This is a genomic window from Streptomyces sp. NPDC043853 (genome assembly GCF_056436025.1).
This window is the reverse complement of the sequence record NZ_JBWKDJ010000009.1, coordinates 294,018-315,385: the sequence shown is the minus strand read 5'-3', so window position 1 is coordinate 315,385 and position 21,368 is coordinate 294,018. Positions and strand designations below refer to the sequence as shown.

Annotated in this window: 14 protein-coding genes; 9 read left to right on the top strand and 5 right to left on the bottom strand. The window is 71.9% G+C overall.

The genetic code is table 11. The features are described from left to right. From mtrB to AC067U_RS24490, 5 genes are all read left to right on the top strand, one after another. On the top strand, nucleotides 1-1,920 hold the full coding sequence (gene mtrB, locus AC067U_RS24510; protein ID WP_478831894.1) for an MtrAB system histidine kinase MtrB: 1,920 nt from the start codon (nucleotides 1-3) through the stop codon (nucleotides 1,918-1,920). Nucleotides 1,921-1,931: 11 nt separating this feature from the next. Further along, entirely contained in the window at nucleotides 1,932-3,761 is a 1,830-nt protein-coding gene (locus AC067U_RS24505; protein ID WP_478831893.1) for an LpqB family beta-propeller domain-containing protein, read from the top strand. 162 nt (nucleotides 3,762-3,923) lie between these two features. Next, nucleotides 3,924-4,694 (top strand): ComF family protein, encoded by a 771-nt coding sequence (locus AC067U_RS24500; RefSeq protein WP_478831892.1) that lies wholly within the window; start codon nucleotides 3,924-3,926, stop codon nucleotides 4,692-4,694. A gap of 334 nt (nucleotides 4,695-5,028) precedes the next feature. After that, nucleotides 5,029-5,724 (top strand): ribosome hibernation-promoting factor, HPF/YfiA family, encoded by a 696-nt coding sequence (gene hpf / locus AC067U_RS24495; RefSeq protein ID WP_478831891.1) that lies wholly within the window; start codon nucleotides 5,029-5,031, stop codon nucleotides 5,722-5,724. Nucleotides 5,725-5,905: 181 nt separating this feature from the next. Further along, nucleotides 5,906-6,619 (top strand): response regulator, encoded by a 714-nt coding sequence (locus AC067U_RS24490; RefSeq protein WP_478831890.1) that lies wholly within the window; start codon nucleotides 5,906-5,908, stop codon nucleotides 6,617-6,619. Nucleotides 6,620-6,791: 172 nt separating this feature from the next. Here the strand turns inward: AC067U_RS24490 and AC067U_RS24485 are convergent, their stop codons facing one another. Both AC067U_RS24485 and AC067U_RS24480 read right to left on the bottom strand, forming a co-directional pair. After that, on the bottom strand, nucleotides 6,792-7,958 hold the full coding sequence (locus tag AC067U_RS24485; protein ID WP_478831889.1) for a winged helix-turn-helix domain-containing protein: 1,167 nt from the start codon (nucleotides 7,956-7,958) through the stop codon (nucleotides 6,792-6,794). Nucleotides 7,959-7,967: 9 nt separating this feature from the next. Beyond that, entirely contained in the window at nucleotides 7,968-8,561 is a 594-nt protein-coding gene (locus AC067U_RS24480) for a GNAT family N-acetyltransferase (RefSeq protein ID WP_478831888.1), read from the bottom strand. 227 nt (nucleotides 8,562-8,788) lie between these two features. On the opposite strand from AC067U_RS24480, the gene secA reads away from it, so the two are divergent. Further along, nucleotides 8,789-11,584 (top strand): preprotein translocase subunit SecA, encoded by a 2,796-nt coding sequence (gene secA, locus AC067U_RS24475; protein ID WP_478831887.1) that lies wholly within the window; start codon nucleotides 8,789-8,791, stop codon nucleotides 11,582-11,584. Nucleotides 11,585-11,797: 213 nt separating this feature from the next. Here secA and AC067U_RS24470 read toward each other — a convergent pair whose 3' ends face one another. Beyond that, nucleotides 11,798-12,349: an Rv3235 family protein gene (locus AC067U_RS24470; protein ID WP_478831886.1), complete on the bottom strand. Its 552-nt coding sequence runs from the start codon at nucleotides 12,347-12,349 to the stop codon at nucleotides 11,798-11,800. Nucleotides 12,350-12,953: 604 nt separating this feature from the next. Between AC067U_RS24470 and AC067U_RS24465 the strand changes: the two genes are divergently transcribed. The 3 genes from AC067U_RS24465 to AC067U_RS24455 all read left to right on the top strand — a co-directional run bounded on the left by AC067U_RS24465 (nucleotide 12,954) and on the right by AC067U_RS24455 (nucleotide 19,471). Then, complete coding sequence (locus AC067U_RS24465; protein WP_478831885.1) at nucleotides 12,954-13,454, top strand: DUF6912 family protein; 501 nt, start codon at nucleotides 12,954-12,956, stop codon at nucleotides 13,452-13,454. After that, nucleotides 13,451-14,149 (top strand): HAD family hydrolase, encoded by a 699-nt coding sequence (locus AC067U_RS24460; RefSeq protein WP_478831884.1) that lies wholly within the window; start codon nucleotides 13,451-13,453, stop codon nucleotides 14,147-14,149. The genes AC067U_RS24465 and AC067U_RS24460 overlap by 4 nt, the downstream gene beginning before the upstream one ends. Nucleotides 14,150-14,503: 354 nt before the next feature. Beyond that, complete coding sequence (locus AC067U_RS24455; RefSeq protein ID WP_478831883.1) at nucleotides 14,504-19,471, top strand: NAD-glutamate dehydrogenase; 4,968 nt, start codon at nucleotides 14,504-14,506, stop codon at nucleotides 19,469-19,471. A gap of 132 nt (nucleotides 19,472-19,603) precedes the next feature. Here the strand turns inward: AC067U_RS24455 and AC067U_RS24450 are convergent, their stop codons facing one another. Beyond that, complete coding sequence (locus AC067U_RS24450) at nucleotides 19,604-20,422, bottom strand: ABC transporter ATP-binding protein (RefSeq protein WP_478831910.1); 819 nt, start codon at nucleotides 20,420-20,422, stop codon at nucleotides 19,604-19,606. 37 nt (nucleotides 20,423-20,459) lie between these two features. Further along, a complete protein-coding gene (locus AC067U_RS24445; protein WP_478831882.1) occupies nucleotides 20,460-21,362 on the bottom strand; it encodes an ABC transporter permease in 903 nt (300 codons plus the stop codon). Nucleotides 21,363-21,368: the final 6 nt, after the last annotated feature.

The following is a 21,368-nucleotide window of genomic DNA, read 5'->3' as shown; positions in this document are numbered from 1 at the left end:
ATGAACACCGGCAGGTCCCCGTGGGCCGGCCGGCTGCTCCACGACGGGGCGCCCGGCAGCCCCGTGCTGCGGCTGCTGATGCGTCTGGTGCGCCGGCCGCTGCTGCCCGCTGTCCGCCTGTGGCGGCGGAACATCCAGCTGAGGGTGGTCGCCGCCACCCTGCTGATGTCCCTCGTCGTGGTCCTGCTGCTCGGCTTCGTGGTCATCGGGCAGGTCAGCAACGGCCTGCTGGACGCCAAGCAGGAGGCCGCGCAGAGCCAGGCCGCGGGCGGCTTCGCGGTCGCCCAGGAGAAGGCGAACGCCCCGTCCGTGGCCGAGGGGCAGGATCCCGCCGCCCTCGACAGCAGTGTCGGGCGGGACGCCAGCACCTGGATGAACGGTCTGGTCAAGCAGCTCGCCTCGGGCGGCCAGACCGCCTTCGAAGTGGTCGCGCTGGGGGCCGGCTCCGGCGATTCCTCCCGCGGGGTGCGCGGCGCCCGGGCCTCCGGTGACGTCGACCCGGCGACGAGCATCCCGGTCGCGCTGCGCAAGGCCGTGGACACCCGGGCCGGCGCGCACCAGACCTTCTCGAAGATCCGCTACAGCACACCGGACCAGCCCGCCGAGCCGGCGCTGGTGATCGGCAAGCGGCTGACCGACATCAACGGCGACCCGTACCACCTGTACTACCTCTTCCCGCTGACCCAGGAGGAGGAGTCCCTCACCCTGGTCAAGGGCACCATCGCGACCGCCGGGCTGTTCGTGGTCGTGCTGCTGGGCGCCATCGCCTGGCTGGTGGTGCGGCAGGTCGTCACGCCCGTGCGGATGGCTGCCGGGATCGCCGAACGGCTCTCCGCGGGCAAGCTCCAGGAACGCATGAAGGTCACCGGCGAGGACGACATCGCGCGGCTCGGCGAGGCCTTCAACAAGATGGCGCAGAGCCTCCACACCAAGATCCAGCAGTTGGAGGACCTGTCGCGGATGCAGCGGCGGTTCGTCTCCGACGTCTCGCACGAGCTGCGCACCCCGCTGACCACCGTCCGGATGGCCGCCGACGTCATCCACGAGGCCCGGGCCGACTTCGATCCGGTCACGGCGCGCTCCGCCGAGCTGCTGGCCGGCCAGCTGGACCGGTTCGAGTCGCTGCTCGCCGACCTGCTGGAGATCAGCCGGTTCGACGCGGGGGCGGCGGCGCTGGAGGCCGAGCCGATAGACCTGCGGGACGTCGTACGCCGGGTCATCGACGGCGCCGAACCGCTGGCCGAGGCCAAGGGCACCCGGATCCGGGTGCTCGGGGACTCCCAGCCGGTGGTCGCCGAGGCCGACGCCCGGCGGGTGGAGCGGGTGCTGCGGAACCTCGTCGTCAACGCCGTCGAGCACGGCGAGGGCCGGGACGTGGTGGTCCGGCTGGCCTCCGCGGGCGGCGCGGTCGCCGTCGCGGTGCGGGACTACGGCGTGGGCCTGAAGCCGGGCGAGGCCACCCGCGTGTTCAACCGGTTCTGGCGGGCCGACCCGGCCCGTGCCAGGACCACCGGCGGCACCGGCCTCGGCCTGTCCATCGCCGTCGAGGACGCCCGGCTGCACGGCGGCTGGCTCCAGGCGTGGGGCGAGCCGGGTGGCGGATCGCAGTTCCGGCTGACCCTGCCGCGCACCGCCGACGAGCCGCTGCGGGGCTCCCCGATCCCGCTGGAGCCCGAGGACTCGCGCACCAACCGGGCCAAGGCGGCGGCCGCGCGCGGCGCCCGCAAGCGCGAGCGGGAACAGCCTGCCCCCGGCGGACCGGATCCGCGGTCGCCGATACCGGCGCGGCCCGCGGTGGCCACGGCGGTGCCGGTGCCCGCCGACCCGACCGCGCTGCCCGGCAACGGCGCGCGGGTGGTGGCACGGCCCGGCGGCCCGGGCGAGACCGCGGAACGAGACGGCAACGAGGGTGGAGGCTGAGAGTGGACGGCATGGGGCACAGGGGCCCGGCGGGGCGGGCGCGGGGCGTCCTCGTGCTGTGCGGTGCCGGCCTGCTGCTGGTGGGATGCGCCTCGATGCCCGACCACGGCGAGGTGAAGCAGGTGTCCGCCTCGCAGGGCGCCGACTCCGAAGTCCGCGTGTACGGGGTGCCGCCGGCCCCCAAGGCCGGGCCGCGGGAGATCGTCGACGGCTTCCTGGAGGCCATGACCAGTGACGACCCGGGGCTGGCCACCGCCCGCCAGTACCTGAGCGCGGAGGCCGCGAAGACCTGGAAGCCGAACGCCAGCGTCACCGTGCTCGCCTCCGGGCGCGGTGTGTCCTCGGACAAGCAGGGGAAGGACCCCGACGCGCTGCCCCGCTTCAAGATGTACGGCACCCGGGTGGCCACCGTCGACGAGCGCAGCACCTACCACCCGGAGGTCGGCAGGAAGCCGTACGAGCGGTACCTCCAGCTGGTCAAGGAGGACAACGAGTGGCGGATCGACTCGCCGCCCGACGGCCTGGTGCTCAGCGAGTCCGACTTCCAGCGCATCTTCATGCCGGTCAACAAGTACTACTTCGCCGCGGACACGCTCGTCGCCGACCCGGTGTACGTGCGGCAGCGCACCGACCCCGACTCCCGCATGGACCGGATGACGCAGACGGTGAAGTCGCTGCTGGACGGGCCGTCCAAGTGGCTCGGGCCGGTCGTCACCTCCACCTTCCCGACGGGCACGGCACTGCTGGACGGGACCAAGACCCTCTCCTACGACGCCCAGGACACCCTGCGCGTACCGCTGAACGAGAAGGCGGAGAACGTGGCCGGGCCGCAGTGCGAGCGGATGGCCACCCAGCTGATGTACACCGTCCGTGACCTGGCCTCCTCGCGGGTGGCCCGGGTGGAGCTGGTGCGACCCGACAAGAAGTCCGTGATCTGCGGGGTGAACGAGGCCGTCGCCGCCGGGATGGCGGGCCGGGTGCCGACCCCCGCGCACCAGTACTTCATCGACGGCGGGCGGCTGCTCCAGATCACCCTTCCGAGCGATCCGGAGGGCACTCCCGGGGCCGCGACGCCGGTGGGCGGGCCGCTGTCCACGGCGCCGCAGCTGAAGCTGGGCTCGGCCGCCGTGGCGTACGAGGAGAAGCGTGCCGCGGTCGTCGGGCAGGACGGGCACAACCTGTACGTGGTGTCGCTGACCCAGGCCGGGCAGCTGCCCGGGCCGGTGCTCACCAGCCGGGTCAAGGACGGGCTGTCGGCGCCCAGCTGGGACGGCCGGGGTGACCTGTGGGTCGCCGACCGGGACCCGCAGAACCCGGTGCTGTGGCGGATCCCCGCCGGGACGGGGACCCCGCAGAAGGTGGACGTGGCCGGGCTGGACGGGCGGATCGAGGCGCTGAAGGCCTCCTCGGACGGCGTGCGGATGGCGCTGCTCGTCTCCAGGACCGGCAAGGACGGCGCGCGGAAGAACGAGCTGTCCATCGGGCGGGTCGAGCGGGCCGAGGGATCCGGGGCGAACGGCCCGGTCTCGGTGCGCGAGCTGCGCCCGGCGGCGCCGCAGATGGCGGACGTGACGGCGATGAGCTGGGCGCCGCGGGGCCGGCTGCTGGTGGTGGGCCGGGAGAGCGGCGGGGTCTCGCAGGCCCGGTACATGCAGGCCGACGGGTCGACGGCGGCGGGCAGCCTGCCCGGGGCCACCGGGGTGACGGCGGTGGCCGCGTCGGAGGACGAGAAGAAGCCGGTGGTGGCGCACTCGGAGGACGACGGCATCGTGTGGCTGCCGCCGGGTGCCCAGTGGCGCACCGTGGCGACGGGCGGCCGGGCGCCGGTGTACCCGGGCTGATCCGGGCCTTTCCCGGACCGGCCCGGGGCTTTCGGGGGCCTGCCCTGGGCTTTCGGGGCCTGCCTGCCCGGGCCTTCGGGCTGCTCCGTCGGCCTCTCCGGCCTGCCCGAGGGGTTTTCCACAGGGGTCGCGGGGCCCTCCACGGCCCGGCATCGTGGGGGCATGCGGGGATGGTGGCATGAGCTCGCCGGGCTGGTGCTGCCGGTGGAGTGTGCCGGGTGCGGGGAGGCGCGGACGATGGTGTGCGGGGCGTGCGGGGAGGCTTTCGGCGGGGCCCGGGCGGGCGCGGTGCGGCCCAGGCCGAGACCGGCGGGACTGCCCCAGGTGCGGGCGGCGGTGCCGTATGAAGGGGTCGTACGGGCCGTTCTGCTGGCCCACAAGGAGCGCGGGGCGCTGCCCCTGGCCGGTGTGCTGGGACGGGCCCTGGCCGGCGCGGTACGGGCGGCTGCGGGTCCGGGCGGGGCCCGGGCGCCGGACGGGGGCGTGGTGCTGGTGCCGGTGCCGTCGGCGCTGCGGCAGGTCCGGGCGCGCGGCCATGACCCGGCGCGGCGGATCGCCCTGGCGGCCTCGGCGGAGCTGCGGCGCGGTGGCGCCGCCGCCCGGGTGGCGCCGGTGCTGCGGCAGCGGCGGGCGGTGGCGGACCAGGCGGGTCTGGGCGCGCGGCAGCGCCGGGAGAACGTGGCCGGGGCGCTGGAGGTGCGGCCGGGCGGTGTGCGGACGGCCGCCGCGGGTGGGGGTCGCCTGGTTCTGGTGGACGACCTGATCACCACGGGGGCGACGCTCGCGGAGGCGGCCCGGGCGGTCCGCGCGGCCGGTCTGGAGGTGGCGGGCGCGGCGGTCGTGGCGGCCCCGGCGGACGCCTTCGGGCCCGGCCCGGGGACGCCTCGGAAGAGCGGCTCGAAAAATCGTTTGGAGCAAAGAATCCGTGAATAGATTTGGAACCAGAGGGGAACGCGCATCGTTGCAGGTAGTAAGAGGGAAGGGCCAGCTGAACGGAGGTTTGTGCCGGTAGCGGGTGCCGACAACCGTCCATCAGAGCTATGTTCGGTTGTAAGGAACTGGCGATCCTTGGGCGCCGACGCAGTCGGGACACGTGTGCAGCTGGTGGCTCCCGACTCCCGAAAGTCGGTGGGGTGGTGATCTTGCCGATGGGGGAGGAGGAGGTGAAAGTCGCCAAGTCCGAGACTCCGGTGCCCACCGGAGTCTGGTGCAAGAGGGAGACGCTTCGCCCGGCGAAGGGCGGAGTAATCCGGGAACGGAGTTCTGCGTGGACATCGTCGTCAAGGGCCGCAAGACCGAAGTGCCCGAGCGGTTCCGCAAGCACGTGGCCGAGAAGCTCAACCTGGACAAGATCCAGAAGTATGACGCCAAGGTGATCAGCCTCGACGTCGAGGTGTCCAAGGAGCTCAACCCGCGTCAGGCCGACCGTTCCGACCGCGTGGAGATCACCGTCCGATCGCGCGGTCCCGTGATCCGTGCGGAGGCCGCAGCAGGCGACGCGTACGCGGCGCTGGACCTGGCGCACGAGAAGCTCGAGGCCCGGCTGCGCCGGCAGCACGACAAGCGCCACAGCCGCCGTGGCAATGGGCGGCTCACCGCGGCAGAGGTGCCGGACGCGGTACCGGACGCCGCAACCCTGAACGGAAACGGAGAAGTTGTCTCCGAGGAGCAGCTGGACGCGATCCCGACGACCCGGATCGGATCGCTCGAAGTACAGGGCGAAGGCCCCCTGGTCGTCCGCGAGAAGACGCATGCGGCGGCACCCATGACACTCGACCAGGCTCTCTACGAGATGGAGCTGGTCGGCCACGACTTCTACCTCTTCGTCGATTCCGACACCAAGCAGCCCAGCGTCGTCTACCGGCGCCACGGATATGACTACGGCGTGATCCACCTCAGCCCCGACGCCGCCACTTCCGGCGAGGTCGAGGCCGGCGGCGCGGGCGGCGCGCTCGGCAGCTGACGACTGTCGGCGGCATACACGACACCCGGTGCCCCCGAGGATCGCTCAGGCATCCTGCGGGGGCACCCGTATGAGCCAAACCGGCGCGAAGTACTCGGACGGCTGTCGTCCCGGCATGGAATCATGGCGGACAGTCAACTGGACTTCGGGCCACGGTCCATGGCCTGCAGGGGAGGGAACGATGGCGGACGGCTTCGGACCGGTGCGCGAGGACGACGACGGTGCGGGCTGCCGTGAGCCGATCCGGGTGCTCGTGGTGGACGACCACGCGCTGTTCCGGCGCGGCTTGGAGATCGTCCTGGCGCAGGAGGAGGACATTCAGGTCGTCGGCGAGGCGGGGGACGGCGCGGAGGCCGTGGACAAGGCGGCGGACCTGCTGCCGGACATCGTGCTGATGGACGTGCGGATGCCGCGCCGGGGCGGGATCGAGGCCTGCACCTCGATCAAGGAGGTGGCCCCCTCCGCGAAGATCATCATGCTGACGATCAGCGACGAGGAGGCGGACCTCTACGACGCGATCAAGGCCGGGGCGACGGGCTACCTGCTGAAGGAGATCTCCACCGACGAGGTGGCCACCGCGATCCGCGCCGTCGCGGACGGGCAGTCGCAGATCAGCCCGTCGATGGCGTCGAAGCTGCTGACCGAGTTCAAGTCGATGATCCAGCGCACCGACGAGCGCCGGCTGCTGCCGGCGCCGCGGCTGACCGACCGCGAACTGGAGGTCCTCAAGCTGGTCGCCACCGGGATGAACAACCGGGACATCGCCAAGGAGTTGTTCATCTCCGAGAACACGGTGAAGAACCACGTGCGGAACATCCTGGAAAAGCTCCAGCTGCACTCCCGGATGGAGGCGGTGGTGTACGCCATGCGGGAGAAGATCCTGGAGATCCGCTAGCCGCCTCCGGCGGTGCGGTGGGCCGGCGCGGCAGCCCTCCGCCGGCCGGACCCTGCCCGACCGGCCGGACCCCGGCTTGTCCGCCGAGGCCGCCGCCGTGCGAGCGGCCGCGGGGTCCCGGGCGGGACGGGGACGCGGATTACCGTCCCCTGCCGGGCCGCGGGAGCGTCGCTCAGGTGAGCCGGGCCAGCTCTGCCGTCACCGCTGCCGCCTCGGCGGGCGTGGCGGCCCGTTCCACCCGGACCGCGTCGCAGCCGACCCACTCCGCCGCCTCGCGGAGCGCCGCGGCCATCGCCGGGGCCGCCGTAGGCGAGGTCAGGGAGAGCTGCCGGGCCACCAGGGTGCGGCCCTCCCGGCCCGGGTCCACCCGCCCCCGCAGCTGCCCGCCCGCCAGTAGCGGCATCGCGAAATAGCCGTGTATCCGCTTGGGCTTGGGGACGTAGGCCTCCAGCCGGTGGGTGAAGCCGAAGATCCGCTCGGTGCGCGGCCGGTCCCAGACCAGGGAGTCGAAGGGCGACAGCAGCGTGGTGCGGTGGCGGCCCCGCGGCAGAGCCTCCAGAGCCTCCGGGTCCGCCCAGGCCGGCTTGGACCAGCCCGCCACCTCCACCGGCACCAGACCCGAGTCCGCGATCACCGCGTCGACCTGCTCGCCCTTGAGCCGGTGGTAGTCCGCGATGTCCGCACGGGTGCCGACCCCCAGGGACTGCCCGGACAGCGCTACCAGCCGGCGCAGGCACTCACGGTCCGGCAGGTCGTCGTGGAACAGCGCGTCCGGCACCGCCCGCTCGGCCAGGTCGTACACGCGTTTCCAGCCCCGGCGCTCGGTGCACACCACCTCACCCCGGTCCAGCAGCCACTCCACCGCGATCTTGGTCTCGGACCACTCGAACCACTCGCCGCCGTTCTTGGCGCCGCCCAGTTCGGAGGAGGTGAGCGGGCCGTCGGAGCGGAGCCGGTCCAGCACCGCCTTCGTGGAGCGTTCCGTGTCCTGCAGCGTGTGCCAGCGGTACCCGCGCGCCCGGTTGGCCCGGCGCCGGAAGGCGAAATGCGGCCATTCCTCGATCGGCAGGATGCACGCCGCGTGCGACCAGTATTCAAAGGCGTGCTGCTCCGTCCAGTACGCCTGTTCGACTGTGGAGCGGCCCACCGCGCCCAGTCGCGCGTACGGGATCAGCTCGTGCGAGCGCGCCAGCACCGAGATCGTGTCCAGCTGCACCGCCCCCAGGTGCCGCAGCACCCCCCGGACCCCACCGCGCCGGTCCGGGGTTCCGATGAACCCCTGGGCACGCAGGGCGATACGGCGGGCTTCGTCGGCGGACAGCGAGAGCACGGTCGTCATGGCCGCACCCTAGACCCGGGTACTGACAACGGCGGGCGAGGGCAGGTACGGCAGCCTGGAGGGCAGACCCAGGTCGGACGGGAGCAACGCGCCCACCCAGCAGTCCCGCAGGGTCTCGCGGTGCTCCATGCCCGCCCGCTGCAGCCCCTCGATCACGAACCCGGCCTTCTCCGCGACCGCGCGGGAGCCGTGGTTCCCGGCCCCGGCGCGCCAGATCAGCCGTACGCAGCCGGCTTCGGTGAAGGCCCAGCGGGCCACGGCGCGCACCGCCTCGGTCATGTAGCCGCGGCCGCGGTGCCCGGCGACCGTCCAGTAGCCGATCTCGTGCGCGTGCGTGCCGCGCGGGACCACGCCCAGGGTGGCGACCAGCGGCCCCGTCCCGTCGGGCCCGAGCCGGGCCGCGAAGTTGAATTCGGTGCCGTCGCGCCAGCCGTCGGGCACCCGCGTCACGTACGCCTCCGCCTCGGGGCGCCCGTAGGGGAGGGGGACCGGGATCCACCGCTGGATCTCGGGGTCCTGGCAGGCGGCGAGCACCTCGTCGACGTCCTCGGGGAGGTGGGGGCGCAGGGTGAGCCGCTCGGTGGCCAGGGTGGTGGGTTCCATGCGCGCATTCTGCGGTCGGCGGGTGGTCCGGGCGAACAGATTTCGGGGAGGGCGGCACCTTCCGTGTCCCCCGTACGTTCTCATTCCGGGCGCGATGCCGCCCCGCGGCGGCGGCAGACCTCCCGGCGTGGCGGCGTCCTCGCTTACGATGACCGTTGCGGTGGGGTCCACCTGCCGTGCCCGTCACGAACCAGTGCCAGGCCCGACCGGCAAGGAGACAAACCTCGGTGTCCGTCTTCAACAAGCTCATGCGTGCAGGCGAAGGCAAGATCCTGCGCAAACTGCACCGCATCGCGGACCAGGTCAACTCCATCGAAGAGGACTTCGTCAACCTCTCCGACGCCGAGTTGCGGGCGCTCACGGACGAGTACAAGCAGCGCTACCAGGACGGCGAGAGCCTGGACGACCTGCTGCCCGAGGCCTTCGCCACGGTGCGCGAGGCCGCCAAGCGCGTGCTCGGCCAGCGCCATTACGACGTCCAGCTCATGGGCGGTGCCGCCCTGCACCTCGGCTACGTCGCGGAGATGAAGACCGGTGAGGGCAAGACCCTGGTCGGCACCCTGCCCGCGTACCTGAACGCGCTGTCCGGCAAGGGCGTCCACCTGATCACCGTCAACGACTACCTCGCCGAGCGCGACTCCGAGCTCATGGGCCGGGTCCACAAGTTCCTGGGGCTGTCCGTCGGCTGCATCCTCGCGAACATGACCCCGGCGCAGCGCCGCGAGCAGTACGGCTGCGACATCACCTACGGCACGAACAACGAGTTCGGCTTCGACTACCTGCGCGACAACATGGCGTGGTCGCAGGACGAGCTGGTGCAGCGCGGCCACAACTTCGCCGTGGTCGACGAGGTCGACTCGATCCTCGTCGACGAGGCCCGTACGCCGCTGATCATCTCCGGCCCGGCCGACCAGGCCACCAAGTGGTACGGCGACTTCGCCAAGCTGGTCACCCGCCTGACCAAGGGCGAGCCCGGCAACCCGCTCAAGGGCATCGAGGAGACCGGCGACTACGAGGTCGACGAGAAGAAGCGCACCGTCGGCATCCACGAGGCCGGTGTCGCCAAGGTCGAGGACTGGCTCGGCATCGACAACCTCTACGAGTCGGTGAACACCCCGCTCGTCGGCTACCTGAACAACGCCATCAAGGCGAAGGAGCTGTTCAAGAAGGACAAGGACTACGTCGTCATGGACGGCGAAGTCATGATCGTCGACGAGCACACCGGCCGTATCCTGGCCGGCCGCCGCTACAACGAGGGCATGCACCAGGCCATCGAGGCGAAGGAAGGGGTGGACATCAAGGACGAGAACCAGACGCTCGCCACGATCACCCTGCAGAACTTCTTCCGCCTGTACTCCAAGCTGTCGGGCATGACCGGTACGGCCATGACCGAGGCCGCCGAGTTCCACCAGATCTACAAGCTGGGCGTCGTGCCGATCCCGACGAACCGGCCGATGCAGCGCATTGACCAGCCGGACCTCATCTACCGGACCGAGGTCGCCAAGTTCGCCGCCGTCGTCGACGACATCGCCGAGAAGCACGAGAAGGGGCAGCCGATCCTGGTCGGCACCACCTCGGTCGAGAAGTCCGAGTACCTCTCGCAGCAGCTCAGCAAGCGCGGCATCCCGCACGAGGTGCTGAACGCCAAGCAGCACGAGCGCGAGGCCACGATCGTCGCCCAGGCCGGCCGCCGCGGGGCGGTCACCGTCGCCACGAACATGGCCGGCCGCGGTACGGACATCAAGCTCGGCGGCAACCCGGACGACCTCGCCGAGGCGGAGCTGCGGCAGCACGGCCTCGACCCGGAGGAGCACATCGAGGAGTGGGCGCACGCCCTGCCGCAGGCGCTGGCCAAGGCGGAGTCGGCCGTGAAGGCCGAGTTCGAGGAGGTCAAGGCGCTCGGCGGGCTGTACGTGCTGGGCACCGAGCGGCACGAGTCGCGCCGTATCGACAACCAGCTGCGCGGCCGTTCCGGCCGTCAGGGCGACCCGGGCGAGTCCCGTTTCTACCTGTCGCTGGGCGACGACCTGATGCGGCTGTTCAAGGCCCAGATGGTCGAGCGGGTCATGGCGATGGCGAACGTGCCGGACGACGTGCCGATCGAGAACAAGATGGTCACGCGGGCCATCGCCTCGGCGCAGTCGCAGGTCGAGACGCAGAACTTCGAGACGCGAAAGAACGTCCTGAAGTACGACGAGGTGCTGAACAAGCAGCGCGAGGTCATCTACGGCGAGCGGCGCCGCGTGCTGGAGGGCGAGGACCTGCACGAGCAGGTGCGCCACTTCATGGACGACACCATCGACGCGTACATCGCGGCCGAGACGGTCGAGGGCTTCGCCGAGGACTGGGACCTGGACCGGCTGTGGAGCGCGTTCAAGCAGCTCTACCCGGTCAAGGTGACGGTCGAGGAGCTGGAGGACGCGGCCGGCGACCGGGCCGGGATCACCGCCGAGTTCATCGCCGAGTCCGTCAAGGACGACATCACCGAGCAGTACGAGGCCCGCGAGAAGCAGCTCGGCTCCGACATCATGCGCGAGCTGGAGCGCCGGGTCGTGCTGTCGGTGCTGGACCGCAAGTGGCGTGAGCACCTCTACGAGATGGACTACCTCCAGGAGGGCATCGGCCTGCGGGCGATGGCGCAGAAGGACCCGCTGGTCGAGTACCAGCGCGAGGGCTTCGACATGTTCAACGCCATGATGGAGGGCATCAAGGAGGAGTCCGTCGGCTACCTGTTCAACCTGGAGGTCCAGGTGGAGCAGCAGGTCGAGGAGGTCCCGGTGCAGGACACGGCGCAGGTCCAGGACATGGCGCCGCCGGCACCGCGGGCCGAGATCCGGGCCAAGGGGCTGGACGCTCCGCAGCGGCCGGACCGGCTGCACTTCTCCGCCCCCACGGTGGACGGCGAGGGCGGTGTGGTCGAGGGCGACTTCGACTCGGACGGCCAGCCGGCGGGCGACGGACTGACCCGGGCGGAGCGGCGCAAGGCGGCGAAGGCGGCCGGGGGCCGTCGTCGCAAGAAGTAGCGCTGCCGGGGCGGCATTCCGCTCCTGGTACGTCCCGTACCTGCGGTGTTCCTCCGGCCGGGGCCGGACTCCTCTTCGGGGTCCGGCCCCGGCCGCGTTGTGCCGCCCTGGGCCCGTGGGGGCCCTGCTGGGCGATTTCCCCACCCCACCCCTTCCCGTAACGCCTCGGACGCCGGCGGGGCTCCAGGGGCACGCCAGGCGCCTTCGGCGCGGTCAGAACGGGTGGGGTGCGAGTTCGACCGCGGCGCAGCGCCAGCGCAGGTCCTGGCCGCGTTCCAGCCGGAAGGCCATGGCGGTGAGGCGGTCGCCGACCGCGATGCGGGCGAAGGCCTCGATCACGCCCTTGCGCGGGCGGAAGTGGCCGCAGCGGCGCAGCACCGGGCGGAAGCCGTCCTTCGGCGGGCCGGCCTGGGTCAGAGTGATGAGCTGCTCGTACGCCGGGCCGACCGTGTGGCCGAGCAGGAAGTGGACCGGGCGCTGACCGCTCAGGACGGCCAGCAGGGCCTCGGCGAACCACTGGTGCGGTGCGGTGACCCGGCGCCGGTCGGCCCGGACCGGGGACGGCCCGCGCGGGTCGCGGCGGCCGGCGGGCCGGGTGCGGGCGGCGGTCCGGCGCCGGGCGCCGTCGCCGGCGTGGCCGACGGTGCGGCGGAGGCCGACGGGACCGCCGCCGTTGCCCGCACCGTTCGCGTCCGGACTGCTCTGACTGCTCGGGGTGGTCGGAGTGCTCGGAGCGGTTGCAGTGGTCGCAGTGGTCGGCGTCAAGGTGGAGTGGTCCATGGTGCCCCCGAGGTCCCGGGCCCGGCGTGGTACCGGGCAGTAACTTGGTGGGGGATTCCTACGGGCGCCGGGTGCGCTCCGCAACGGCCCCGGGAGGGCGCGACGAGGGGGCCTGAGCTTCACCTATCCGGGCGACAGGGCCCGTGGGGCGCCCGGGAAGCCGACCGTGCCGGAGGCGCCGGGTGGACGCCGATCACGCCGCTGCGGGCAGCTCGAAGGGGGACAGCTCCCGCCCCGGACGGGCGACGGCCGGCGTGAGGGGCCGGTGCGGGCGGGCGGGTCGCCGGCCGGGGTGGATCGGGTGGCCCGAGAGGGGGGCGGCTCCCATGCCGGACGGGCGACGGGTGGGTGGATGCGGCGGCGAGGGCTGGGGCCGTCGACCGGGGTGGATCGGGTGGCCCGGCAGGGGCCGGCTTCCGTGCCGGGCGGGCTGCGCGGTCCGGGGGAGGGCCCCACGGCCCGCCCCGCCCGAGCGCGCCGGCGTTCACCCGCCCTCCCCTCCCGGTGGGTTGTGGCTGTGGACAGGGTGCCCCCGGGAGTGGGGGCGGTCGTATCCTGAGGGCCTCTCGACTACGGAAAGCAGCCGGCCATGCGCGTGTACGTCCCCCTGACCCTCCCCGGGCTCGCCGAGGCGCACCAGGCGGGCGAGCTCGGGCCCGCCCCCGTCCGCGCGTACGCCGTCACGCCCGCCCTGCGCGAGTGGTACGTCTCCGACGACATCGAGGAGCTGGAGTACGCCGCCCTCGGCCGGGCCGCGGCCGCCTCGCTGCGGATGCTCGCCGGGGACGCAGCCGCTCCCCGCCGCCGCGTGGTCATCGCCGTCGACGTGCCCGAGAAGGCCGCCCACGCGGCACCCGGGCTCGACGAGGCCACGCTCGGCCAGGTCACCCTCGCCGACCCCGTGCGGCTCGCCGTGGCCGCCGCCGTGCACGTGGACGCCGCCGACGCCGAGAAGGACGTGGCCGCCGCCGCGGAGGCGCTCCCCGCCGCCGACGCCGGGGACGACGACGCGCAGTTCACCGTGGACGGCGCCGAGGACCACGAGCTGCTCTGGTTCGGCGTGCAGGAGATCCCGGGGCTGGTCCGATGAGCGTCGTGCCCTCCGTGACCTCCGTGGCCGCCGCGCGCGGGCCGCACCTCGTGTGGGACTGGAACGGCACGCTGCTCCACGACATCGACGCCGTGATCACCGCGACCAACGCCTCCTTCGCCGAGCTCGGCCTTGCGCCGATCACCCTGGAGCTCTACCGCGACCTGTACGTCGTACCCGTGCCGAAGTTCTACGAGCGGATCATGGGCCGGCTGCCCACCGAGGAGGAATGGCTCGTCATGGACGAGACCTTCCACCGGTACTACTGGGCCGCCGCGGCGGACTCCGGGCTGGCCGACGGCGCCCGGCAGCTGCTGGGCGACTGGCAGCGGGCCGGCCTCAGCCAGTCCCTGCTCTCCCTCGCCCCGCACGACCGGCTGGTCCCGCTCGTCCGCACCCACGGCATCGACGGCCACTTCCTGCGCGTCGACGGCCGGGTCGGCCCCTCCCACACCAGCAAGGCCGGGCACCTGGTCCGGCACCTGGAGGCGCTGGCCGCCGACGGCGTGACCGCCGCCCGGACCGTGCTCATCGGGGACGCCCTGGACGACGCCGCGGCCGCCGCGCACGTCGGCGCCCGGGCGGTCCTGTACACCGGCGGTTCGCACAGCCGCACCAGTCTGGAATCGGCCGGAGTGCCCGTCGTCGACACCCTTGAGGAAGCCGTCCGCACCGCACGCGACCTGGCCGAATAGGCACTGCACGACCAAACCCGCCCGCGCGCTGTCCAGAGTGTCAAAGTTCCCCACCGGGTTTTGTACACATACAGCTCATGACGCGCCGGGGGTGATGCGAGATAGCCTTGTACCCGTGATCAGCGCGATAGCCATCGGGGGCACCGAAGCCCCCGGCCTGCGCCCGGCGACGCACCCGCTCGCCCGGGCCCTTGCTGCATCACGCGCGCGGAACGACCGGACCCTCTGGCCGATCTTGGCTGATTCCGTTCCGGTGACATCCCACCTCGACATAGCGTCGACGTCGACTGCGATTTCCGCGTTTCCTTCCTTCACCTACGTCACGCAACGGCGCGCGACAGGAGCCATGAGGACATGCAGACCAAGCTGGACGAAGCAAAGGCCGAGCTGCTCGCACGGGCGGCCCGGGTAGCTGAGAACAGCCCGGCCGGGGGGCTACTTCCGACTGGGTCCGAGCAGGCCGGGCGGCCAGACCGTGACACGGTGCTCGACTACCTCCAGCGCTATTACCTGCACACCGCACCCGAGGACCTGACGGACCGCGACCCCGTCGACGTCTTCGGCGCCGCGCTCTCCCACTACCGGCTCGCCGAGAACCGGCCGCAGGGCACCGCGAACGTGCGCGTCCAGACGCCCACCGTCGAGGAGAACGGCTGGACCTCCAGCCACTCGGTGGTCGAGGTCGTCACGGACGACATGCCCTTCCTCGTGGACTCCGTGACGAACGAGCTGTCCCGGCAGGGCCGCGGCATCCACCTCGTCATCCACCCGCAGGTCGTCGTCCGCCGCGACGTCACCGGCAAGCTGATCGAGATCCTCGGCCCGAACGGCGACGCCCACGGCGGCAAGGCCCAGCGCCCGCACGACGCCCTCGTCGAGTCCTGGATCCACGTCGAGATGGACCGCGAGACCGACCGCGCCGACCTCAAGCAGATCACCGCCGACCTGCTCCGCGTCCTGTCCGACGTCCGCGAGGCCGTCGAGGACTGGGAGAAGATGCGGGACGCCGCGCTGCGCATCGCCGACGGCCTGCCCGACGAGCCCGTCGCCCTCGACCTGCAGGAATACGAGCTCGAAGAGGCCCGCGAGCTGCTGCGCTGGCTCTCCGACGACCACTTCACCTTCCTCGGCTACCGCGAGTACAACCTGGTCGACGGCGACTCCCTGTCCGCCGTCCCCGGCACCGGCCTCGGCATCCTGCGCTCCGACCCGCACCACGGCAAGGAGGACGGCCACCCGGTCTCGCCGTCCTTCAACCGGCTGCCCGCCGACGCCCGAGCCAAGGCCCGCGAGCACAAGCTGCTGGTGCTGACCAAGGCCAACAGCCGCTCCACCGTGCACCGCCCGAGCTACCTCGACTACGTGGGCGTCAAGAAGTTCGACGCCTCGGGCAACGTGGTCGGCGAGCGCCGCTTCCTCGGCCTGTTCTCCTCCGCCGCGTACACCGAGTCCGTGCGCCGCGTCCCGGTGATCCGCCGCAAGGTCGACGAGGTCCTCGAACGGGCCGGCTTCGAGGCGAACAGCCACGACGGCCGCGACCTGACGCAGATCCTGGAGACCTACCCGCGCGACGAGCTGTTCCAGACCCCGGTCGACCAGCTCCAGTCCATCGTCACCTCGGTCCTCTACCTGCAGGAGCGCCGCCGGCTGCGGCTGTACCTGCGCCAGGACGAGTACGGCCGCTACTACTCGGCGCTGGTCTACCTCCCGCGCGACCGCTTCACCACCGGTGTCCGGCTCCGCCTCATGGACATCCTCAAGGAGGAGCTCGGCGGCACCAGCGTCGACTTCACCGCCTGGAACACCGAGTCGATCCTGTCCCGGATCCACTTCGTCATCCGCGTCCCGCAGGGCACCGTGCTGCCCGTCCTGACCGACGGGGACATCGAGCACCTCGAAGCCCGCCTCGTCGAGGCCGCCCGCTCCTGGGCCGACGGCTTCCAGGAGGCGCTGATCGCCGAGTGCGGCGAGGAGCGAGCCGCCGAGCTGCTGCGCCGTTACGGCACCGCCTTCTCCGAGGGCTACAAGTCGGACCACTCGCCGCGCGCGGCCGTCGCCGACCTGCTGCACGTCGAGAAGCTCATCGCCAGCGACCGCGACTTCGCGCTCTCCCTCTACGAGCCGGTCGGCGCCCGCCCCGGCGAGCGCCGTTTCAAGATCTACCGCACGGGCGAGCCGGTCTCCCTGTCCGCCGTCCTGCCGGTGCTGCAGCGCCTGGGCGTCGAGGTCACCGACGAGCGGCCGTACGAGCTGCGCTGCGCCGACCGCGCCAACGCCTGGATCTACGACTTCGGTCTGCGGCTCCCCCTGCCCGCCGGCAACGGCGAGGCGTCCTTCCTGGGCGACGACGCCCGCGAGCGTTTCCAGGACGCCTTCGCCGCGGTCTGGCAGGGCGACGCGGAGAACGACAACTTCAACAACCTGGTGCTGCGCGCCGGGCTGACCTGGCGGCAGGCCGTCGTCCTGCGCGCGTACGCCAAGTACATGCGCCAGGCCGGCTCCACGTTCTCCCAGGACTACATGGAGGACACCCTCCGCAACAACGTCCACACCACCCGGCTGCTGGTCTCGCTCTTCGAGGCCCGGATGTCGCCCGGCCGCCAGGCCGCCGGCACCGAGCTCGTCGACGCCATGCTGGAGGAGCTGGACGGGGCCCTGGACCAGGTCGCCTCGCTCGACGAGGACCGCATCCTGCGCGCCTTCCTCACACTGATCAAGGCGACGCTGCGGACCAACTTCTTCCAGAAGAACGCCACGGGCGAGCAGCACTCGTACGTGTCGATGAAGTTCGACCCGCAGGCCATCCCGGACCTGCCGGCCCCGCGCCCGGCCTTCGAGATCTGGGTGTACTCCCCGCGCGTCGAGGGCGTCCACCTGCGCTTCGGCAAGGTCGCCCGAGGCGGTCTGCGCTGGTCCGACCGCCGCGAGGACTTCCGTACGGAGATCCTCGGCCTGGTCAAGGCGCAGATGGTGAAGAACACCGTCATCGTCCCGGTCGGCGCCAAGGGCGGCTTCGTCGCGAAGAACCTGCCGGACCCGTCGGTGGACCGCGACGCGTGGTTCGCCGAGGGCATCGCCTCGTACAAGATCTTCATCTCGGCGCTGCTCGACATCACCGACAACATGGTCGGCGGCGAGGTCGTGCCGCCGAAGGACGTGGTCCGCCACGACGAGGACGACACCTACCTGGTCGTCGCCGCCGACAAGGGCACCGCCACCTTCTCCGACATCGCCAACGGTGTCGCCCAGGAGTACGGCTTCTGGCTCGGCGACGCCTTCGCCTCCGGCGGCTCGGCCGGCTACGACCACAAGGGCATGGGCATCACCGCCCGCGGCGCCTGGGAGTCGGTCAAGCGGCACTTCCGCGAGCTGGGCCACGACACCCAGACCGAGGACTTCACGGTCGTCGGCGTCGGCGACATGTCCGGTGACGTGTTCGGCAACGGCATGCTGCTCTCCGAGCACATCCGCCTGGTCGCCGCCTTCGACCACCGGCACATCTTCATCGACCCCAACCCGGACGCGGCCGTCTCCTACGCCGAGCGCCGCCGCCTGTTCGAGCTGCCCCGCTCCTCGTGGGCCGAGTACAACACCGAGCTGCTGTCCGCCGGTGGCGGCATCCACCCGCGCACCGCGAAGTCCATCCCGGTCAACGCGCAGATCCGCGAGGCCCTCGGCATCGAGGACGGCGTCACCAAGATGACCCCGGCCGAGCTGATGCAGGCCGTCCTCAAGGCGCCGGTCGACCTGCTGTGGAACGGCGGCATCGGCACGTACGTCAAGTCCTCTGCCGAGTCGCACACCGACGTCGGCGACAAGGCCAACGACGCGATCCGCGTCAACGGCCAGGACCTGCGGGTCAAGGTCGTCGGCGAAGGCGGCAACCTCGGCCTGACCCAGCTGGGCCGGATCGAGTACGCCCGGGCCGGCGCCGGCGGCGCCGGCGGCAGGATCAACACCGACGCCATCGACAACAGCGCCGGGGTGGACACCTCCGACCACGAGGTGAACATCAAGATCCTGCTGAACGCGCTGGTCGCCGAGGGCGACATGACCCTCAAGCAGCGCAACAAGCTGCTCGCCGAGATGACCGACGAGGTCGGCCGCCTGGTGCTGCGCAACAACTACGCGCAGAACACCGCCCTGGCCAACGGCAGCGCCCAGGCCCCCAGCCTGCTCCACGCCCAGCAGCGCTTCATGCGCCGCCTGGGCCGCGAGGGCCGGCTGGACCGCGCCCTGGAGTTCCTGCCCAACGACCGGCAGGTCCGCGAGCTGCTCAACCGGAACGAGGGCCTGACCCAGCCCGAGCTGGCGGTGCTCTTCGCCTACACCAAGATCACGGTGGCGGACGAGCTCATCCACACCTCGCTGCCGGACGACGCGTACCTGCGCACCCTGCTGCACGCGTACTTCCCGACGGCGCTGCGGGACAAGTTCTCCGAGCAGATCGACGCCCACGCGCTGCGCCGGGAGATCGTCACCACGCTGCTGGTCAACGACACCGTCAACACCGGCGGTTCGACCTTCCTGCACCGTCTGCGCGAGGAGACCGGGGCCTCCCTGGAGGAGATCGTCCGGGCGCAGCTGTCGGCCCGCGAGATCTTCGGCCTGGCCGAGGTGTGGGACGCGGTCGAGGCACTGGACAACAAGGTCGCGGCCGACGTGCAGACCCGGATCCGGCTGCACTCGCGCCGTCTGGTCGAGCGCGGCACCCGCTGGCTGCTCAACAACCGGCCGCAGCCGCTGCAGATCGGCGAGACCATCTCCTTCTTCGGCGAGCGGGTGGCACAGGTCTGGTCGGAGCTGCCGAAGCTGGTGCGCGGCGCGGACCTGGAGTGGTACCAGCTGGTGCTGGACGAGCTGACCGAGGCGGGCGTGCCGGAGGAGCTGGGCGCGAAGGTCGCCGGGTTCTCCTCGGCGTTCCCGACCCTGGACATCGTCGCGATCGCGGACCGCACGGGCATCGACCCGCTGGACGTGGCCGAGGTCTACTACGACTTGGCCGACCGCCTGGACATCACCCAGCTGATGGACCGGATCATCGAGCTGCCGCGGGCCGACCGCTGGCAGTCCATGGCCCGTGCCTCCATCCGCGAGGACCTGTTCGCGGCGCACGCGGGGCTGACCGCGGACGTGCTGGCGGTGGGCAGCGGCGACGCCACTCCCGAGGAGCGCTTCAAGGCGTGGGAGGAGAAGAACACGGCGATCCTGAGCCGGGCGCGGACGACCCTGGACGAGATCCAGGGCTCGGACGACTTCGACCTGGCGAACCTGTCGGTGGCCATGCGCACGATGCGGAGCCTGCTGCGGGCGCACGGCTAGTCCGCGCGTACTGCCCGATCCCGGCCTCCGGACCTGCTCGGTCCGGAGGCCGGGGCCGTTCCGCCCGGGGCTGCTCCGCTCGGGTCTGTTCCGGCGGTGGTTGCTCCCGGCGCGGGCGGGCCGGGAGCCGCCTCACCGGCCCTTGGTGAACGCCTCGTACGCGTCACAGACCTCCGCCGAGGGGCCGTCCATGCGGAGCACGCCGTGCTCCAGCCAGATCGCGCGGTCGCAGGTCTCGCGGACGGTGCCGATGCCGTGGCTGACCAGGAAGACGGTGCCGGCCTCCTTGCGGAGCTCCTCGATCCGGGCCTGGCTGCGGGCCTGGAAGCGGGCGTCGCCGGTGGCCAGGGCCTCGTCGATCATCAGCACGTCGTGGTTCTTGGCGGCGGCGATGGAGAACCGCAGCCGTGCCGCCATGCCGGAGGAGTAGGTGCGCATGGGGAGGGAGATGAAGTCGCCCTTCTCGTCGATACCGGAGAAGTCGACGATCTCCGCGTAGCGCTCGCGGATCTGCTGCCGGGTCATGCCCATCGCCAGACCGCCCAGGACCACGTTCCGCTCGCCGGTCAGGTCGTTCATCAGGGCCGCGTTGACGCCGAGCAGCGACGGCTGCCCCTGCGACCACACCCGGCCGGAGGCCACCGGCTGGAGGCCGGCGATGGCCCGCAGCAGCGTGGACTTCCCGGACCCGTTGGAGCCGATCAGCCCGATGGCCTCGCCCTTGTAGGCGGTGAAGGTGACACCGCGTACGGCGTGCACCTCGCGGACCGGCGGCCGGGGCCCCTTCCGGCGCAGGATCCGGCCGAGCGCGGCGGTGGCGGTGCTGCGGCCGGCGCCGCCTCCGGACACCCGGTAGACCACGTGCACCTCCTCGGCGATGACGGTGGGGACGCGGGTGACCGCGGGCGCGGCCGGAGCGGACGGCCGGGTCACAGGGGCCGTACGGGCCATACGGGTCACAGCAGTCGCGGGGGTCACTTCGGTCAGCTCAGCCACGGCCGTACTCCTCCTCAGCCTTCCAGAACCAGACGAACCCGCCGACGCCGGCGAGCAGGGCCCAGCCGACGGCGACGGCCCAGACGTGCGGTGGCAGGCCGCGGGCGCCGAAGCTGTCGATCAGGGCGAACCGCATGAGGTCGATGTAGACCGCGGCGGGGTTGGACCCCAGGACCACCGGCACCCAGTGGGGGAAGTGGTCCTCCCGGAGCATGGTGTCGATCGACCACATCACGCCCGAGGCGTACATCCAGGTGCGCAGCACGAACGGCATCAGCTGGCTGACATCGGGGGTCTTGCTGCCGATGCGGGCCATGGCCAGGGCGCAGCCGGCGCAGAACACGGCCATCAGCAGCAGCGCGGGGACGGCGAGCAGCCAGGACGCGGTGGGGAGCTGTCCGAAGACGAGGAGCAGCAGCACCAGCGCGGCCATGGTGACCAGCAGCTGCTGGAAGAGCTGCACCACGACGGCGATGGGCAGGCTCGCGCGCGGGAAGTGCAGGGCGCGGACCAGGCCGATGTTGCCGTGGACGGCGCGGGTGCCGGCGTTGACGGAGCTGCCGATGAAGTCCCAGACGAACACGCCGGTGAGCAGGAAGGGGAGGTAGTCGGGGACGCCGTGGCTCGCCTTCATGACGACGCCGAAGACGAAGAAGTAGACGAGCGCGTTGAGCAGTGGGGTGGCCAGGTGCCAGACCTGGCCGAGCTTGGCGCCGCTGTACTGCGCGGCCATGCGGGCCGTCGCGAAGGCGGTCACGAAGTGGCGGCGGCCCCACAGGTCCCGTACGTACCGGGGGAGGGAGGGGCGGGCGCCACTGACGGTGAGGCCGTGAGCGGCGGCGAGCTCTGCGGGAGTGGGCGGGGCCGCGGGTGTGTCCAGGGGTGTGGTGGTCACGCGGGT